The following is a 14,060-nucleotide window of genomic DNA, read 5'->3' as shown; positions in this document are numbered from 1 at the left end:
AAAGTTACGCGGTCACGAGCCCGAGCTTAAGCGCTTTTACCACCGCACCAACCCTGTCGGTTGACCCCAGTTTTGCATAGATCCTCTTTGCATAGGTCTTAACGGTGTCGGGCGACAAATCGAGGATGTCGCCGATCACCGAAAGTGACTTGCCGCGCACAATCCATGTTAGGACCTCCTCTTCGCGTTGTGACAATTCGACCCTGTCGCGTGTCGATTCAAGAAGAACGCAAACACGTTGATGCGCCGCTTGCGAAACGCTCCTTACAATGCCGAGCTTTCTTTCCGGCACGCGTTCAATTGGAAATCCGAAATCAAACGAGGCGTAGGCGTTTCGGCTGCGCGGGCCAAAAAGCGGCACACCGAACCCATGGATCAGGCCATTTTTTCGCATTGCGTCAAAGAACACTTCGTTTTCCGACGAGTTAGGAGCAATCTTTTTTGCCTCCTCCCACGTTAGCATCGCCCCAAAAGCCATCACACGCTCTGGAATTGGGTCGCTCTTCCTGAAATCCGATTCGTCATAATACTTCAACCAAGCTGGATCGAAGCCATGCGCATGCACAACGGTGCGTTCAGATGTCGGTGAATCAAATAATGGTGTAAAATGATAGCTTTGGCGCACGACTCCCAGTTCTTCGCAGACACCAACTGCGTACCAGAGCACTTCCCCCACATCGATGAGTGCTTCGATTTTACCGAAATATCCCTGCATCGTTACACCAGTTTACATGACGTCACCCGATTAGGCGACTTTCCGTAAACGTAAGGGTCGATCATAAGGGCTGTGGTTGTTCGAAAGAGCACCCGCGTTCGGGTCGCAGGCCAGCGGTCACCCGTAAGGCTTAGTTGGACGTGAAAAGACCTGGCGGCAGCATTCCCCCCCTTATGGAACTGTCGCCAGGCACGAGTTTAAATTTTGGAGGTTTCGATGTTTCGCTCCCGCGCGAAGACAGATTCGTTATGCCAAAAGATCGCTGATGTGGCGTATGGCAAAGCACAGGATGTTGACGGTTCGCTGGTCGATCCGGCGACAGTTGTGCGCGCCATATTCCAGCGCGAGCGCGCAGGCACACCAACGAATCTGCGACAGCTCCACACGATCACCGAGATATCGCAGACGAAAGCGCTGCGTGCGGTGTCCGGCTTAGAGCGTTCGGGCTTCGTCCACATTGAGCAAAACATGCACGATGCGCTCGAATCCACAGTGACTCTCAACATCGATATGCGCGCAGCATTAAGTCGCGCGCTGGCGCGTGACGCGGCGTAATGCCTTTTCATCGTTGAAACTGTCGCTATATGCAGCGCCTTCCTTGATTCGGGACGCCCTGTTGCTTTCTTGATCGGAATGGACCCTTAGCTCAGTTGGTAGAGCGTCTGACTCTTAATCAGAATGTCGTTGGTTCGATCCCAACAGGGTCCACCATTCCTTCACATGCTAGTTGCTTTCCCGGCCTTTTCGGAAGGGCAAACCCGCACCAATGTGATCACCCGCACTTGCAATCACATTTCAATGTGATACCAAGCCGCTATGAACACATCAATGATCACACGCGTTCGCGACCTCGTCACATCCGGTGAATTCACCAAAGCCGGCCTTGCCCGTGCGGCGGGGCTTCACGCCAACACTTTGCGCGATGCCGCAGAACCGGATTGGAACCCAACCGCAGACACTCTTGCAAAACTTCAGGACTTCCTTGACGCCAATGACGACCGCCCCGTGCTCGTCGGCGCAGAAGAAATCATCAATGAGGCGCGCAATGGCCGGATGTACATCCTTGTCGATGACGAAGACCGCGAAAACGAAGGCGATCTGATCATTCCCGGCCAGATGGCCACTCCCGAAGCGATCAATTTCATGGCGACCCACGGGCGCGGCTTGATCTGTCTTGCACTGGATAAGGCTCGCGTGGATCAGCTCGGCCTAGAGCCGATGAGCCGCAACAACAAAGAGAGCATGCAAACCGCTTTCACGATCTCGATTGAGGCAAAGGAAGGCGTAACCACAGGCATTTCCGCAGCTGACCGTGCACGTACCGTAGCCGTGGCGATTGATGCCAACAAAGGTGCGGACGACATCGTTACACCCGGCCACGTATTTCCCCTGACTGCGCGAAATGGCGGAGTGTTGGTCCGCGCTGGCCATACCGAGGCCGCCGTCGATATTTCGCGCCTCGCTGGCCTCAATCCGAGCGGTGTCATCTGCGAGATCATGAACGAAGACGGCACGATGGCGCGTCTGGATGATCTGGTCGCCTTTGCCCGCAAGCATGACCTAAAGATCGGCACGATCCGCGATTTGATCGCTTACCGGATGCGCAACGACCATCTGGTTGAGCGGTTAGAAGAAAGCAGTTTTGAAAGCGATTATGGCGGCCAATGGCGCCTGATCACCTATCGCAACCGCGTTGCGAATGATCAGGCTTACGTCTTGCAAAAAGGCAATGTTGATCCGACCTCCCCCACTCTTGCCCGCGTTCATCCGATTTCGGTCTTCGACGATATCCTTGGCCAACCCGGCGCCCGAAAGCGCACCTTGCAACGCGCAATGGGGGCAATTGGTGAACATGGTTCCGGCGTAATCGTCATTCTAACAAGCCGGATCGGGGGCAGAGAATGGACCGAAGATGAAGAGCTTCGCAATATCGGCATCGGTTCACAAATACTGGCGGATTTGGGTGTGAATGACATGATCTTGCTTTCAAATTCCCGTCCTGACCTTGTCGCGATCGAAGGCTATGGCCTGACCATCTCAGACTTCCAATCCATCCCGGAGTAATTCCCCATGGCCAAATTCCTGATTGTCGAAGCACGGTTTTATTCACAGCTGAACGACATGCTGATCGCGGGCGCCAAAAGCGCGCTTGAAGCTGCCGGTCACGCAGCAGAAGTGCTGACTGTTCCCGGCGCTCTGGAAATCCCCGGTGCAATTGCACTCGCAGTCGAAAGCGGCCAGTTCGATGGCTTCGTCGCTATCGGTGTCGTAATCCGCGGTGAGACTTATCACTTTGAAATTGTTGCGGGTGAAAGCGCCCGCGCGATCATGGCTTTGACCATGGACGGCATCCCCATCGGCAATGGTATTATCACAGTCGAAAACGAAGCTCAGGCTTTGGCTCGCGCGGATGCAGGGCAGAAGGATAAAGGCGGAGAAGCCGCAAAAGCAGCGATTGCCCTGCTCGAACTGACCGAGCGTTTCGGTCGTTAGAACCACCCCACCGAGCGCCAAACCGCTCGACTACGTAGTTGCCCGTATACAGCTATTCATAAGGTCTCGCTAAACCCCCATCAACCGGCAGGCAGGACGCCTGTCGGCCAATAGGGCGCAAAACAATAATATGACGGGACCTAACCATGGCACAAATGCCGCTGCCGAAAGCGCATGAACTGTTTTCGATCATCCAAACGTTGGAACAGCAATTGAAACGATTGGATGAAATCGGTTCGGGTATCGGGGCGGTGCATGTGAACGCTGCAATCGAGCAACTGCAAAGCAACCTCGCCGTCGTCAATGACAACGATTTGGGATCATTTGACCCCGCTTTGATCTGCCTCATTCCCGAGGCACAAACCGGCCCTTCAAAACCGAAATTCGGCAGCACTAGGGATTAGTCCGTAATGTATATTGCCTAACGCTGGGCTAGCAAACTGACAGGACGATGGCGGCTCACTGGCTTTGAGCAGGTGCCTCATCTATCAGGAGGCGGCTTGAAGCAGGGTAATACAAACAAGTGCTTATGCTCGCGCTTAAGCAGGTTGACGTGCCGAAATGGGTAAACCGACATTCGACACCGGCCCTGCCAGCGGAAGCGGCGCCTTTGAGCTTTCTTCAACAGGCGATCTGGATCTTAAGCACCTAGCGGAACAGCTCACTGCGATTGCCAATCGGCTGCGCAGTGAAAGTCCTGTAAAAACGGATCGTGGCGTGCAGCCGGGTCATCCGGTTCTGGTGCGCAGTGAACCTGCGCAAGATACCGAGGGTCCGGGACAAAACCGAGGACCCTTTGTCGCGCTGGCCCGCAACCTTTACATCACGCGCCGCAAGCGGGAGAGCATTTTTGGCAACTCCGAACTCTTCGGAGAGCCCGCATGGGACATCCTGCTCGATCTCTACATTGCCCATGCGGAGGCGAAAAAAGTGTCAGTTTCCAGCGCCTGCATCGGTTCTGCCGCACCATCGACAACCGGGCTGCGCTGGCTTGGAATTCTCGCCGAGCACGAGCTGGTCGTTCGCGAACAAGACCACGACGATCAACGCCGGGTACTCGTGCGCCTTTCAGAAGCGGGTTTGGAAGCGATGGATAGCTATTTCAGCAGCCTCGACGCGTCGGCTTACAAAGCGCCAAAGCAGCCCCGGCCTGCATAAACTGCGCTATCGCCCAGCTCTTCTTCAATCCGGATAAGCTGGTTGTACTTCGCGAGCCTGTCAGATCGGGCGAGTGATCCGGTTTTGATCTGACCGCAATTGGTTGCGACAGCGAGATCGGCAATTGTCGCATCTTCGGTTTCACCCGAACGGTGGCTCATCACAGTGGTGTATCGCGCACGGTGCGCCATATCGACCGCCGCCAATGTTTCAGTCAGTGTGCCGATCTGGTTGACCTTCACCAGAAGCGAGTTCGCCAGACCTTGTTCGATACCATCGCTGAGACGAGCCGGATTGGTCACGAACAGATCATCGCCCACCAGCTGAACTTTATCGCCGATTGCGTCTGTCACTGCTTTCCAACCGGCAAAGTCGTCTTCATCCATGCCGTCTTCGATCGATTTGATCGGGTAATCGTCGCACAGTTTGGCGAGGTAATCGGCCATGCCTGCCCCATCGAGGCTAATGCCCTCGCCAGAGATTTCGTACTTGCCGTTCGTGTAGAACTCGCTGGCAGCGCAATCCAGCGCGAGAACGATGTCTTCGCCCGGCTTGAAACCGGCTTGCTCCACCGATGCCATAATGAAATCGAGCGCAGCACGGGTGCTGGCAAGGTCAGGAGCAAAGCCGCCCTCATCACCAACGCTTGTTGCCAAGCCTTTGTCAGAGAGACCTTTTTTCAGCGTGTGGAAAATTTCGGAGCCCCAGCGCACGGCTTCGGCAAGGCTATCAGCACCCACCGGCATGACCATGAATTCCTGAATATCGATCGGGTTGTCTGCATGCTCTCCGCCATTGATGATGTTCATCATCGGAACCGGCAGAACGTGCGCAGAAACGCCCCCGAGATAGCTATAAAGCGGCAGACCGCGGGCATTCGCCGCTGCCTTTGCGACCGCAAGGCTGGTGCCTAGAATCGCATTCGCACCAAGGCGCGCTTTGTTTGGCGTGTCGTCCAAAGCGATCATCGACAGGTCGATGTCGCGTTGATCTTCAGCATCGAACGCACCGATCAGCAAATCGCGGATCTCGTTGTTCACCGCGTCGACTGCTTTGAGGACACCCTTCCCCTTATACCGATCCTTGTCACCGTCGCGCAGCTCGACAGCTTCGTATGCGCCGGTAGAGGCACCGGATGGGACCGCCGCACGGCCAAAGCTGCCATCGTCGAGCAATACGTCCACTTCAACGGTTGGGTTGCCTCGGCTGTCGAGAATTTCGCGTCCATGCAGGTCGATAATCGCAGTCATACTTGGCTCCAATACAAAAGTGTTGTATAGGGATAACACACCCTGTTGCGATCCGTGCAGGGCACGCGCCGCCTTTGTCAGTTTCACGAACCCCTATTCGCCGGAACCAGAGGGCGCAAGGCGCGTTGATTCAAAAACACGAACCCCGCCTTTTCTATCTGGAAAAGCAACACATTGGAGGGCAATAGAAACACTATGGCTGACACAAAAACCACCAAAACCACCAAGACTGCAAGCAAATCAACCACCCGTAAACCCGCTGCAAAGCGGACGACTGCGAAAAAAGCAGCTCCGAAAAAGACCGCTGCAACCGCAAAACCTGCGGAAGAAGCAAAGAGCCGCTTCAACGCAGCACTGGAAGAGGCTAAGGCCGGTGCAGCTGCACTGCGCGCCGAAGCTGGCGAGCGTGCTGGAGAATATCGGGAGCAAGCAATGAACAAGAGCGACGATCTGGTGGGTGAAGCCCGTGCCTATGGCGAACAAGCCAAGGCGCGCGCCGGCGATCTTGCCGTAGACGCAAAATCAGCAACCAGCGATGGCATCGCATCGATCGGCAAAGTGATTGCCGATACTGCACCGCAAATCGATGAGCGGCTGGGCGAGCAATATGGTGATTATGCACGTTCTGCATCGCGCACGCTCGCTGAAACATCGGCCAAGCTGGATGCGAAAAGCGTTGATGAAATCGGCGACGACGCACGCGAGTTCGTTCGCAAGAGCCCGGGCACAGCGCTTGGCATCGCGGCAGTTGCAGGATTTATCATTGCGCGCCTGTTCCGCGGATCGCGCGACTAATCACAACTTAGGGGGCAGTGGATGCGCGATGATGAACGGCAAACGGGTGAGGACCATGACGGTCCTGATCCAACGGCCTCAGATGACGCAGACACTGCCTCCGGCAATTCTTACGACGAATCTCTGACTGAAGAGATTGCGGCGTTGATTGATGACGGCCGCACCTATGCCGAAGCTGAGTTTGCATTTCAGAAAACGCGCGCGGCGATAGCTGGAAAAAGCGTCGGTTTCGCGATCGCATATGTGGTGGTGGCCATTATCACACTGCATATCGCTGTACTGGCGCTTGCTGTCGGTATGGTGATGGCACTGGCGCCGCTGGTCACGATTTGGGGCGCTATTGCGATCGTTGTAGGCGTCCTCTTGCTCGCCACCGTTCTTCTCGGTTTGGCGGCAAAGGGGCACGCGGGCAGGCTCGGCATGATGTTCGGATCTTCCGGCAAGGAAGATGGCGCATGAGTAAGCTTGACCAACAGTTTTACGAGGATCGTGCCTTGCGTGACGCCGCTCGTGAGGTCTTGATGGCCGACATTGCTCACGCAAAGGTCTCGCTTTCGGGCAAAGGCATCGCTGGCCGTGTGGCTGGCCGGGTCGGCGACGGAGCGAAAGACGTCTTCGAAGTCGCCAAGGTTCATAGCGACGATAACCGCGGCATCATCGCGGCATTAATCGGTGCGCTGGTCCTATGGTTTACCCGCGCACCTATCTTGGAAATTCTTGGTCTAGAAGAAGCTGAGGACCAAATTGAGGCAACTCCAGAAGACGAATTAGAAGATGCCGAAACCGATTCAGAGCAGCTTCATACCGATGAAACTACACCCGAACCTCCCCCTCCCGGAGACAGTGATGACTGAAACAAATCTCGTTCATATCGACAAGCGCGACGAACTTCGCGCCAAGATTGAAGCCAGTGAACGGCGCATCGCCGAACGCACTGTGACCGATCAGGCGAAAGAAGTGGCAAGCGCGGCGACCACATATGTGAAGGAAAACCCGCTCACCGTTCTTGGCGGAGCGATCGCTATCGGTCTTGTTATCGGTGCGATGACAAATCCGGGCCGCCGTGCAGCGCGCGGCGCAGCCACAGGCGTGGCAAACGCGGTTAGCGGCGCTGCATCCGGCGCAGCAAAGAGCGTAAGCGGAGCGGCAAAGAAACGCGGTACAGCCTATGGCTCCCTACTCGCAGATGCGCTTGTCGCTTACGGCATCAAGTTGATCGACAGCGCTCTCGACACGGCGCGAAATGGTCAGGACAAAATCGAAGACATTAGCGACAGTGCAACCGCAAGGGCTCGCGAAGTACGACGAGAAGCGGATTACTTTGCAGGAACCGCTGCTGACAAAGGCCGCGCGGTCACACAGCGCACGCGCCGACGTGCGGAACGTGCCGTCCGTGATATTAAGGATCGGGTAGCGAACTGAGCCCATAGCGATGCGGCCCTCTTGCTCACGGCGCGCTTTCCGGTAAAGGGCGGGCAACTCAACACACCTGCCCAAGGACAGCAGATATGGAAGAAACAACTCCGGAACAGCGGCTTCACCTAGTAATGGGCGGCAAAGTGACTGACCCGCGTGGCATCGAATTTCAGGATCCTGAAAGCCTTCATGTCGTCGGTGTTTACAGTTCTTATGACGCCGCAGTGGACGCATGGCGCGCTCAGGCGCAGCGGACCGTTGACGATGCGGAAATGAAATACGTCATCGTCCACATTCATAAATTGCTTACGCCGGACGCGTAATTCACAGGCTGGAGGGCCTGTTATGGCTTACATAATTCGCCCGTTTGCTGATCGGGACGCGCCCGCATTGTCAGATCTAACGCTTTCGGCGATCCGCTCCGTCGGATCGAAAAGCTATACACCTAAGCAAGTGACCGCTTGGTCCGATCGACATCCGGGCGCGCGTAGATTTCTTGATCGGGCAGCGGCGGGCCATCACATTATCGTCGCCGCAGACTCAGGAGACAACGCCGTTGCCTATTCCCTGCTGGAATCGGACGGGCATCTGGATATGCTGTATTGCCATCCGGACCACACACGCCGCGGTTTGGCCGATGAACTGCTAGCCGCGTCCGAACAGCACGCACGCGCAAACGCTATGTCGCAGCTCTACACCGAAGCCAGCGAACTCGCTCGCCCCGCGTTTGAACGCGCGGGATATATCGTTCAGCATCGCCGTGACTTTGACATCCCCCACGCGGGCGGAGCCGTGGCGATCCATAATTATGCAATGGAAAAGCCTCTGAATTAGGAGGCTTACTCCGGCAGAATCAGATGAATTCGATCTTCTGGACGAGATAGAACTTGTCACCCGAAGGAACCGTAACTTCGATCTCTTCTTCGACTTGTTTACCGATCATAGCCCGCGCCAAAGGTGAGCTGAACGAGATACGGCCTGATGCGGCATCCGCTTCGGTCTCGCCAACAATCTGGTATTTCACAGGCTTGTCGTCTTCATCGAGCAGTGTGACAGTGGAGCCGAAAACGACTTTGTCACCCGTCAACGTAGTCGGGTCGATGATCTGCGCGCGGCTGATCTTGCCCTCAATGTCGCCAATCATGGCTTCGACCTGACCCTGACGCTCTTTTGCGGCGTGGTATTCGGCGTTTTCCGAGAGATCACCGTGCGCACGTGCTTCCTCAATCGCATCGACGATGCGTGGACGCTCGTCGCGAAGCGTCTTGAGATCAGCAGTCAGACGCTCGTACCCCTCGGCGAGCATCGGAACTTTTTCCATCGTAGCCATTCCAATTCTTTCTATGGGACGCTGCCCTGCTTTTTACCGCGTCAATTCAAGTCTGACCGGCCCATGAGAGGCGGCCTTGGCGTGGTAAAATGTCGGGAAAGACGTCTTGAATGCTTAGCTATGATAGTCTTGCAAGCTGCGGACTTCAAGCTGCTCCGGTGTAATCGCTGCAATTGACTGCGCAGCGGCGAGCGATGCGGCCGCCGTTGTGTAGTACGGAACCTTCTTTTCCAAGGCCGTCGCTCGGATCGATTTGGAGTCCAAAAGTGACTGCCAACCCTCTGTTGTATTGAAGATAAGTGCAATTTCACCATCGATGATCTTATCAACGATATGCGGCTGCCCTTCGGCGACCTTATTCACCTTTTCGACCGCAAGCCCTTGCTCGATCAGATAGCTAAAGGTTCCCGAAGTGGCGACAATGGAAAATCCCTGTTCAATCAGAGTTCTCACTGCGGGAACGATAACAGGCTTGTCTGTATTCTTGACCGAAACGAATACGGTTCCAGCGCGCGGAAGCGCCATTCCGGCGCCGATTTGCGATTTCAGGAATGCAGCCGGGAATGTCATGTCGATCCCCATAACCTCGCCAGTGGATTTCATCTCCGGCGTGAGGATCGGGTCAGCGCCAGGGAAACGGCTGAATGGGAAAACGGCTTCCTTGATCGCCATGTAATCCAGATCACGCTTGAGCGGCTCGAAATCAGCCAGCTTCTCGCCCGCCATCACACGGCTTGCGATTTTTGCGACGGGCTGCCCGATGGCTTTCGCGACAAATGGCACGGTGCGGCTGGCGCGAGGGTTGACCTCGATCAGGTAAACTTCGCCGTCTTTCACAGCGAATTGCACATTCATAAGGCCGCGCACCTTTAGCGCCTTGGCAAGTGCGTCGGCTTGACGTTCCATTTCCTCGACGATTTCCTGCGGCAAGGAATATGGCGGCAAGGTGCAGGCGCTGTCGCCGGAGTGAACACCAGCCTCCTCTATGTGCTGCATTACGCCAGCAATGCGCACTTCATCGCCATCGCACAGGGCATCAACATCGCACTCAATGGCATCGCGCAGATATTGATCGACCAGAACTGGGCTTTCGCCCGATACGTTCACCGCCGTCTTGATGTAGTCATCAAGCTGAGCCTCGGAATCGACGATCTCCATCGCGCGGCCACCCAGAACAAAGGACGGGCGCAGCAAGACCGGGTAGCCGATCCGCGCTGCAACCGCGGCGGCTTCGTCACGGGTGTAGGCAATGCCATTTTCCGGCTGTTTGAGGTTGAGTTGATCAACAAGCTTGGCAAACCGTTCGCGATCTTCAGCATGGTCGATAGCGTCGGGTGACGTGCCGAGGATTGGAATGCCGGCATCTTCGAGAGCCTGAGCCAGTTTAAGCGGCGTTTGACCGCCAAATTGGACAATCACGCCAACGAGTTCGCCAGTCGATTGCTCAACACGCAAGATTTCCATCACATCTTCGGCGGTCAGCGGTTCAAAATAGAGCCGGTCTGACGTGTCATAATCGGTAGAAACCGTCTCCGGATTGCAGTTGACCATGATCGTTTCATAGCCCTGCTCGGCAAGCGCAAAGCAGGCGTGGACGCAGCAATAATCGAACTCAATGCCCTGCCCGATCCGGTTCGGCCCGCCGCCAAGGATCACGATCTTCTTGCGCTCGGATGGATCAGCCTCGCATTCTGGTTCTCCAAAGCTCGGCGCTTCGTAGGTCGAGTACATATACGGCGTAATCGCCTCGAATTCGGCAGCGCAGCTATCAATCCTTTTGAAGACAGGGAGAACACCGAGCTTTTGGCGCAGTTCGCGCACTTCGCTTTCACTGGTCGCGCCCGCCATGGCCTGCAGCGCATCATGCAACAGGCCAGACCCACGCGCCTGCGTTTCGGCCATGCCGCCAGCCACACCAACAGAGCGAACCGCGAGGGTCGCCAGCCGCTTGTCGGAGAAGCCCATGGATTTCAGACGGCGCAACCCAGCCGCGTCTTGCGGCAGACCATCTTCCTGAATCTCGCGTTCGGCGGCGATAATTGCTTCGATCTGTCGCAGGAACCAAGGATCATAACCGGTAACGTTTTGCACGTCTTCAACGGTAAAACCTTCGCGGAATGCCTGCGCAACTTGCAGCAATCGGTCTGGCGTGCGGCGAGAGATAGCCGCCGTAATCACTTCTCGCGAGACCCCTTCAAGTTCGGTCACACGGTTGAAACCGTCCAGATCGGTTTCCAACCCGCGCAGCGCTTTCTGCATCGATTCCTGAAAGTTGCGGCCAATCGCCATAACTTCACCAACCGACTTCATCGCGGTGGAAAGGTTATTCTGCGCCCCCTTGAACTTCTCGAAGGCAAAGCGCGGGATTTTGGTGACGACATAGTCGATTGTCGGTTCAAAGCTCGCCGGGGTTGCGCCGGTGATCTCGTTCGTGATCTCGTCCAACGTGTAGCCCACAGCCAGTTTTGCCGCGACGCGTGCGATGGGGAAGCCGGTGGCCTTGGATGCAAGCGCGGAGGATCGCGACACGCGCGGGTTCATCTCGATCACAATCAGACGGCCATCTTTCGGGTTCACCGCAAACTGAACATTTGAACCGCCGGTTTCGACACCGATTTCACGCAGCACATCGATGCTGGCGGTGCGCATGATCTGGTATTCTTTATCCGTCAGCGTCAGAGCAGGCGCGACCGTAATGGAATCGCCGGTGTGGACACCCATCGGATCAACGTTTTCGATGGAGCAAATGATGATGGCATTGTCGGCTTTGTCGCGCACAACCTCCATCTCGTATTCTTTCCAGCCGAGCAGAGATTCTTCGATCAAGACTTCCGTGGTGGGCGACGCGTCCAGCCCCTCCCCCACAATCTTGTCAAACTCCGCCTTGTTATAAGCGATGCCCCCGCCCGTCCCGCCGAGTGTGAAACTGGGGCGGATGATTGCTGGCAGTCCCGTGTGGTCGATCAGAGCGCGGGCTTCTTCCAGTGTGTTCGCCACTCCGCTCCGCGCGCTTTCCAGGCCGATAGAATCCATCGCCAGACGGAAACGCTGCCGGTTTTCCGCCTTGTCGATGGCGTCGGCTTTTGCGCCGATCATTTCGACGCCGTATTTCTCCAACGTGCCATCAGCATCCAAAGCTAAAGCGCAGTTGAGCGCCGTCTGACCGCCCATGGTAGGAAGCAACGCGTCCGGCTTTTCCTTGGCGATAATCTTCGCAACGATGTCCGGCGTGATCGGCTCTACATAAGTTGCGTCTGCGAACTCCGGATCGGTCATAATCGTAGCTGGATTGCTGTTCACCAGAATGACGCGGTAGCCATCCTCTTTCAGCGCCTTGATCGCCTGAGTGCCCGAATAATCGAACTCGCACGCTTGGCCGATGATGATCGGGCCAGCACCAATGACGAGGATGGAGGATATGTCAGAGCGTTTGGGCATTACTTGTTTTCCGTAACCGATCCCCAGGAGGTGGCCATAACCCCTGCCTGGCGTTTTTGTTCTTCGTAGCAGTCCCACTTGGCCTGCGGTTGCTCACCCATGGAGACGACCCATTCGGTCTCTCCATCAAGTGCGCCTTGTTCAATTTTAGCACCTTGCAAATCGCACGCGGCGATAAAGGCGGTGAGTTGGTCTTTGCTGGCGGAAGGCGCGTGGCCCTCATCACCAAACGGGTATAGGCCGCAAGCTCCCAGCGCGCATGTCGCGGGCAAGATTGCAGCAGCGCGCATCACGAACGCACACCCTTGTCGCTGAGCCGCAGACCATTGTCCTCTGCCGAACGAATGCAGGCGACCTGCTTTTCGGAAAGGTCATCGTTCGCAATGGTTAGCACCGACACGCCATCGGTCGCGACGGCATAGACCGTGCGGCCAAGCTCACAATTGTCGACAATCGCTTGCAGTACCTTCTTGGGCTGACGGTAGTATTCGCCTGCGCCAGGCGATCCGGGAATCCCTGCGCCCGAATGGATGATGATCTGCCACCTTGCGTATTTCACCAGATCATCGTGCTTGGCATATTCATAGTCGACAATCGCAGACGTCTCAGGCGCTTTTTCATGCGCACACGCAGCAGTAGGCGCGATCAGAGCAGAAGCGGCCAACAGTCGGACAAAAAGCAGCTTCATTCCGGCGTTCCTTCCACTTCGACATTGTCTGCGTTGGCCCGCGCTGGCTCATATGTCAGATCAACCAGTCGCATATCAGCTTGCTGGCGTTCACAGGCAGCGGCGAGCAATTGATCGAGCTGGATGGCTTCGCCGCGCACACGGTACAGCGCGGGGTCATGGCCTAGGAAGAAGGCACCCTTCTCATCCACTGGTTCCGCTTTGAATCGGGCGACGGCAGTGGAAACCTCGTTAAACTGCTGGGTTAGGCGAATACCAGCCGATTGGTCGCTGCCCTCAACCATCAAAGCATTCATCGCCTCAAGGTCCATCTTGGTCACATCATAGGTGAAGACCGGCACAACCACATCCTGCGACTGGATCAACAGATTGCGATCCTGCCGGTTGAGCGTGTTGATGTAGCGCTCAATGCAGACGTTTTGCTCTTCGGCGCCTTCACGGGGATCGCTGTCGTCGAACAGCGAGCATGCGGGGAGCAGCAGGAATGCCGGGAGAAGTCTCAGAAACCACATTAGAGGTGCTTTTCTGCCAGATCAGCTAGCTGTTCGACTGCGTCTTTGCTTAGGCGCAGTGTTTGAGACACTTTGCCGGGGATCTCTCGATCTGACGAACCAACTGTATTGATCTGAAGAAACTTCTCGCCGTCCTGACCTTGGATCGACCAACCGCCATTTGTCTCGGTGTGACGTGCATTAGCTTTGAGATCGAGTTTATCAAACGTTCTTACAATCGCCATTATGAAACCACCAATCTGTACATGAACACAACCTGCCAGCC

The 14,060-nt window shown here is 56.0% G+C and carries 19 protein-coding genes and 1 tRNA gene; 12 read left to right on the top strand and 8 right to left on the bottom strand.

What is annotated here, in order from left to right; genetic code table 11:
• Positions 1-4: 4 nt before the first annotated feature.
• Positions 5-715 (bottom strand): helix-turn-helix transcriptional regulator, encoded by a 711-nt coding sequence (locus KCG46_RS10170; protein WP_218405107.1) that lies wholly within the window; start codon positions 713-715, stop codon positions 5-7.
• Positions 716-931: 216 nt separating this feature from the next.
• Here KCG46_RS10170 and KCG46_RS10165 point away from each other — a divergent pair, with 216 nt between their 5' ends.
• The 6 genes from KCG46_RS10165 (at position 932) to KCG46_RS10140 (ending at position 4,366) form a co-directional block, all read left to right on the top strand.
• The gene (locus KCG46_RS10165) at positions 932-1,270 is read left to right on the top strand and encodes a hypothetical protein (protein WP_218405106.1); all 339 of its coding nucleotides are present in this window, start codon (positions 932-934) and stop codon (positions 1,268-1,270) included.
• An 80-nt stretch (positions 1,271-1,350) separates the two neighbouring features.
• Positions 1,351-1,426: transfer RNA gene (locus KCG46_RS10160), tRNA-Lys, on the top strand.
• 105 nt (positions 1,427-1,531) lie between these two features.
• Positions 1,532-2,779 carry a 3,4-dihydroxy-2-butanone-4-phosphate synthase gene (ribB, locus tag KCG46_RS10155; protein WP_218405105.1) on the top strand — a complete coding sequence of 416 codons (1,248 nt, stop codon included), beginning with the start codon at positions 1,532-1,534 and terminating at the stop codon, positions 2,777-2,779.
• Positions 2,780-2,785: 6 nt separating this feature from the next.
• Complete coding sequence (gene ribH / locus KCG46_RS10150; protein ID WP_218405104.1) at positions 2,786-3,208, top strand: 6,7-dimethyl-8-ribityllumazine synthase; 423 nt, start codon at positions 2,786-2,788, stop codon at positions 3,206-3,208.
• Positions 3,209-3,354: 146 nt separating this feature from the next.
• Positions 3,355-3,612, top strand: a complete 258-nt coding sequence (locus tag KCG46_RS10145) for a hypothetical protein (RefSeq protein ID WP_218405103.1) — start codon at positions 3,355-3,357, stop codon at positions 3,610-3,612.
• A gap of 157 nt (positions 3,613-3,769) precedes the next feature.
• Entirely contained in the window at positions 3,770-4,366 is a 597-nt protein-coding gene (locus tag KCG46_RS10140; protein WP_218405102.1) for a helix-turn-helix domain-containing protein, read from the top strand.
• Here KCG46_RS10140 and eno read toward each other — a convergent pair.
• On the bottom strand, positions 4,333-5,616 hold the full coding sequence (eno, locus tag KCG46_RS10135; RefSeq protein ID WP_218405101.1) for a phosphopyruvate hydratase: 1,284 nt from the start codon (positions 5,614-5,616) through the stop codon (positions 4,333-4,335). The two genes, KCG46_RS10140 and eno, sit on opposite strands and share 34 nt — an antisense overlap.
• 195 nt (positions 5,617-5,811) lie before the next feature.
• On the opposite strand from eno, the gene KCG46_RS10130 reads away from it, so the two are divergent.
• The 6 genes from KCG46_RS10130 to KCG46_RS10105 all read left to right on the top strand — a co-directional run bounded on the left by KCG46_RS10130 (position 5,812) and on the right by KCG46_RS10105 (position 8,661).
• Positions 5,812-6,411 carry a hypothetical protein gene (locus tag KCG46_RS10130; RefSeq protein WP_218405100.1) on the top strand — a complete coding sequence of 200 codons (600 nt, stop codon included), beginning with the start codon at positions 5,812-5,814 and terminating at the stop codon, positions 6,409-6,411.
• A 21-nt stretch (positions 6,412-6,432) separates the two neighbouring features.
• Positions 6,433-6,870, top strand: a complete 438-nt coding sequence (locus KCG46_RS10125; RefSeq protein WP_218405099.1) for a phage holin family protein — start codon at positions 6,433-6,435, stop codon at positions 6,868-6,870.
• A complete protein-coding gene (locus KCG46_RS10120; RefSeq protein ID WP_218405098.1) occupies positions 6,867-7,265 on the top strand; it encodes a hypothetical protein in 399 nt (132 codons plus the stop codon). Before KCG46_RS10125 ends, KCG46_RS10120 begins: the two co-directional genes overlap by 4 nt.
• Positions 7,258-7,833, top strand: a complete 576-nt coding sequence (locus KCG46_RS10115; RefSeq protein ID WP_218405097.1) for a hypothetical protein — start codon at positions 7,258-7,260, stop codon at positions 7,831-7,833. Before KCG46_RS10120 ends, KCG46_RS10115 begins: the two co-directional genes overlap by 8 nt.
• Before the next feature lie 86 nt (positions 7,834-7,919).
• Positions 7,920-8,150 (top strand): DUF4170 domain-containing protein, encoded by a 231-nt coding sequence (locus KCG46_RS10110; RefSeq protein ID WP_218405096.1) that lies wholly within the window; start codon positions 7,920-7,922, stop codon positions 8,148-8,150.
• 22 nt (positions 8,151-8,172) lie between these two features.
• Positions 8,173-8,661 (top strand): GNAT family N-acetyltransferase, encoded by a 489-nt coding sequence (locus KCG46_RS10105; RefSeq protein ID WP_218405095.1) that lies wholly within the window; start codon positions 8,173-8,175, stop codon positions 8,659-8,661.
• A gap of 19 nt (positions 8,662-8,680) precedes the next feature.
• Here the strand turns inward: KCG46_RS10105 and greA are convergent, their stop codons facing one another.
• The 6 genes from greA to KCG46_RS10075 form a co-directional block, all read right to left on the bottom strand.
• Positions 8,681-9,157: a transcription elongation factor GreA gene (gene greA / locus KCG46_RS10100; RefSeq protein ID WP_218405094.1), complete on the bottom strand. Its 477-nt coding sequence runs from the start codon at positions 9,155-9,157 to the stop codon at positions 8,681-8,683.
• A 114-nt stretch (positions 9,158-9,271) separates the two neighbouring features.
• Positions 9,272-12,595, bottom strand: a complete 3,324-nt coding sequence (gene carB / locus KCG46_RS10095) for a carbamoyl-phosphate synthase large subunit (protein ID WP_218405093.1) — start codon at positions 12,593-12,595, stop codon at positions 9,272-9,274.
• On the bottom strand, positions 12,595-12,885 hold the full coding sequence (locus KCG46_RS10090; RefSeq protein ID WP_218405092.1) for a hypothetical protein: 291 nt from the start codon (positions 12,883-12,885) through the stop codon (positions 12,595-12,597). The genes carB and KCG46_RS10090 overlap by 1 nt, the downstream gene beginning before the upstream one ends.
• Positions 12,885-13,283 carry a hypothetical protein gene (locus KCG46_RS10085; RefSeq protein WP_218405091.1) on the bottom strand — a complete coding sequence of 133 codons (399 nt, stop codon included), beginning with the start codon at positions 13,281-13,283 and terminating at the stop codon, positions 12,885-12,887. Before KCG46_RS10085 ends, KCG46_RS10090 begins: the two co-directional genes overlap by 1 nt.
• Entirely contained in the window at positions 13,280-13,795 is a 516-nt protein-coding gene (locus KCG46_RS10080; protein WP_218405090.1) for a hypothetical protein, read from the bottom strand. The genes KCG46_RS10085 and KCG46_RS10080 overlap by 4 nt, the downstream gene beginning before the upstream one ends.
• Positions 13,795-14,019 carry a hypothetical protein gene (locus KCG46_RS10075; protein WP_218405089.1) on the bottom strand — a complete coding sequence of 75 codons (225 nt, stop codon included), beginning with the start codon at positions 14,017-14,019 and terminating at the stop codon, positions 13,795-13,797. Before KCG46_RS10075 ends, KCG46_RS10080 begins: the two co-directional genes overlap by 1 nt.
• Positions 14,020-14,060 lie beyond the last annotated feature (41 nt).

The organism is Erythrobacter crassostreae (assembly GCF_019204045.1).
GTDB lineage: Bacteria > Pseudomonadota > Alphaproteobacteria > Sphingomonadales > Sphingomonadaceae > Erythrobacter > Erythrobacter crassostreae.
This window is presented reverse-complemented; position numbering and strand designations above follow the sequence as displayed.

Bases quoted from the DNA above. Each gene is read 5' to 3' on its own strand.
- ribH (WP_218405104.1), top strand. From the start codon at position 2,786: ATGGCCAAATTCCTGATTGTCGAAGCACGGTTTTATTCACAGCTGAAC.
- ribB (WP_218405105.1), top strand. From the start codon at position 1,532: ATGAACACATCAATGATCACACGCGTTCGCGACCTCGTCACATCCGGT.
- KCG46_RS10165 (WP_218405106.1), top strand. From the start codon at position 932: ATGTTTCGCTCCCGCGCGAAGACAGATTCGTTATGCCAAAAGATCGCT.
- KCG46_RS10115 (WP_218405097.1), top strand. From the start codon at position 7,258: ATGACTGAAACAAATCTCGTTCATATCGACAAGCGCGACGAACTTCGC.
- KCG46_RS10130 (WP_218405100.1), top strand. From the start codon at position 5,812: ATGGCTGACACAAAAACCACCAAAACCACCAAGACTGCAAGCAAATCA.
- greA (WP_218405094.1), bottom strand. From the start codon at position 9,157: ATGGCTACGATGGAAAAAGTTCCGATGCTCGCCGAGGGGTACGAGCGT.
- KCG46_RS10140 (WP_218405102.1), top strand. From the start codon at position 3,770: ATGGGTAAACCGACATTCGACACCGGCCCTGCCAGCGGAAGCGGCGCC.
- KCG46_RS10090 (WP_218405092.1), bottom strand. From the start codon at position 12,885: ATGCGCGCTGCTGCAATCTTGCCCGCGACATGCGCGCTGGGAGCTTGC.
- carB (WP_218405093.1), bottom strand. From the start codon at position 12,595: ATGCCCAAACGCTCTGACATATCCTCCATCCTCGTCATTGGTGCTGGC.
- eno (WP_218405101.1), bottom strand. From the start codon at position 5,616: ATGACTGCGATTATCGACCTGCATGGACGCGAAATTCTCGACAGCCGA.
- KCG46_RS10080 (WP_218405090.1), bottom strand. From the start codon at position 13,795: ATGTGGTTTCTGAGACTTCTCCCGGCATTCCTGCTGCTCCCCGCATGC.
- KCG46_RS10125 (WP_218405099.1), top strand. From the start codon at position 6,433: ATGCGCGATGATGAACGGCAAACGGGTGAGGACCATGACGGTCCTGAT.
- KCG46_RS10170 (WP_218405107.1), bottom strand. From the start codon at position 715: ATGCAGGGATATTTCGGTAAAATCGAAGCACTCATCGATGTGGGGGAA.
- KCG46_RS10145 (WP_218405103.1), top strand. From the start codon at position 3,355: ATGGCACAAATGCCGCTGCCGAAAGCGCATGAACTGTTTTCGATCATC.
- KCG46_RS10075 (WP_218405089.1), bottom strand. From the start codon at position 14,019: ATGGCGATTGTAAGAACGTTTGATAAACTCGATCTCAAAGCTAATGCA.
- KCG46_RS10105 (WP_218405095.1), top strand. From the start codon at position 8,173: ATGGCTTACATAATTCGCCCGTTTGCTGATCGGGACGCGCCCGCATTG.
- KCG46_RS10085 (WP_218405091.1), bottom strand. From the start codon at position 13,283: ATGAAGCTGCTTTTTGTCCGACTGTTGGCCGCTTCTGCTCTGATCGCG.
- KCG46_RS10120 (WP_218405098.1), top strand. From the start codon at position 6,867: ATGAGTAAGCTTGACCAACAGTTTTACGAGGATCGTGCCTTGCGTGAC.
- KCG46_RS10110 (WP_218405096.1), top strand. From the start codon at position 7,920: ATGGAAGAAACAACTCCGGAACAGCGGCTTCACCTAGTAATGGGCGGC.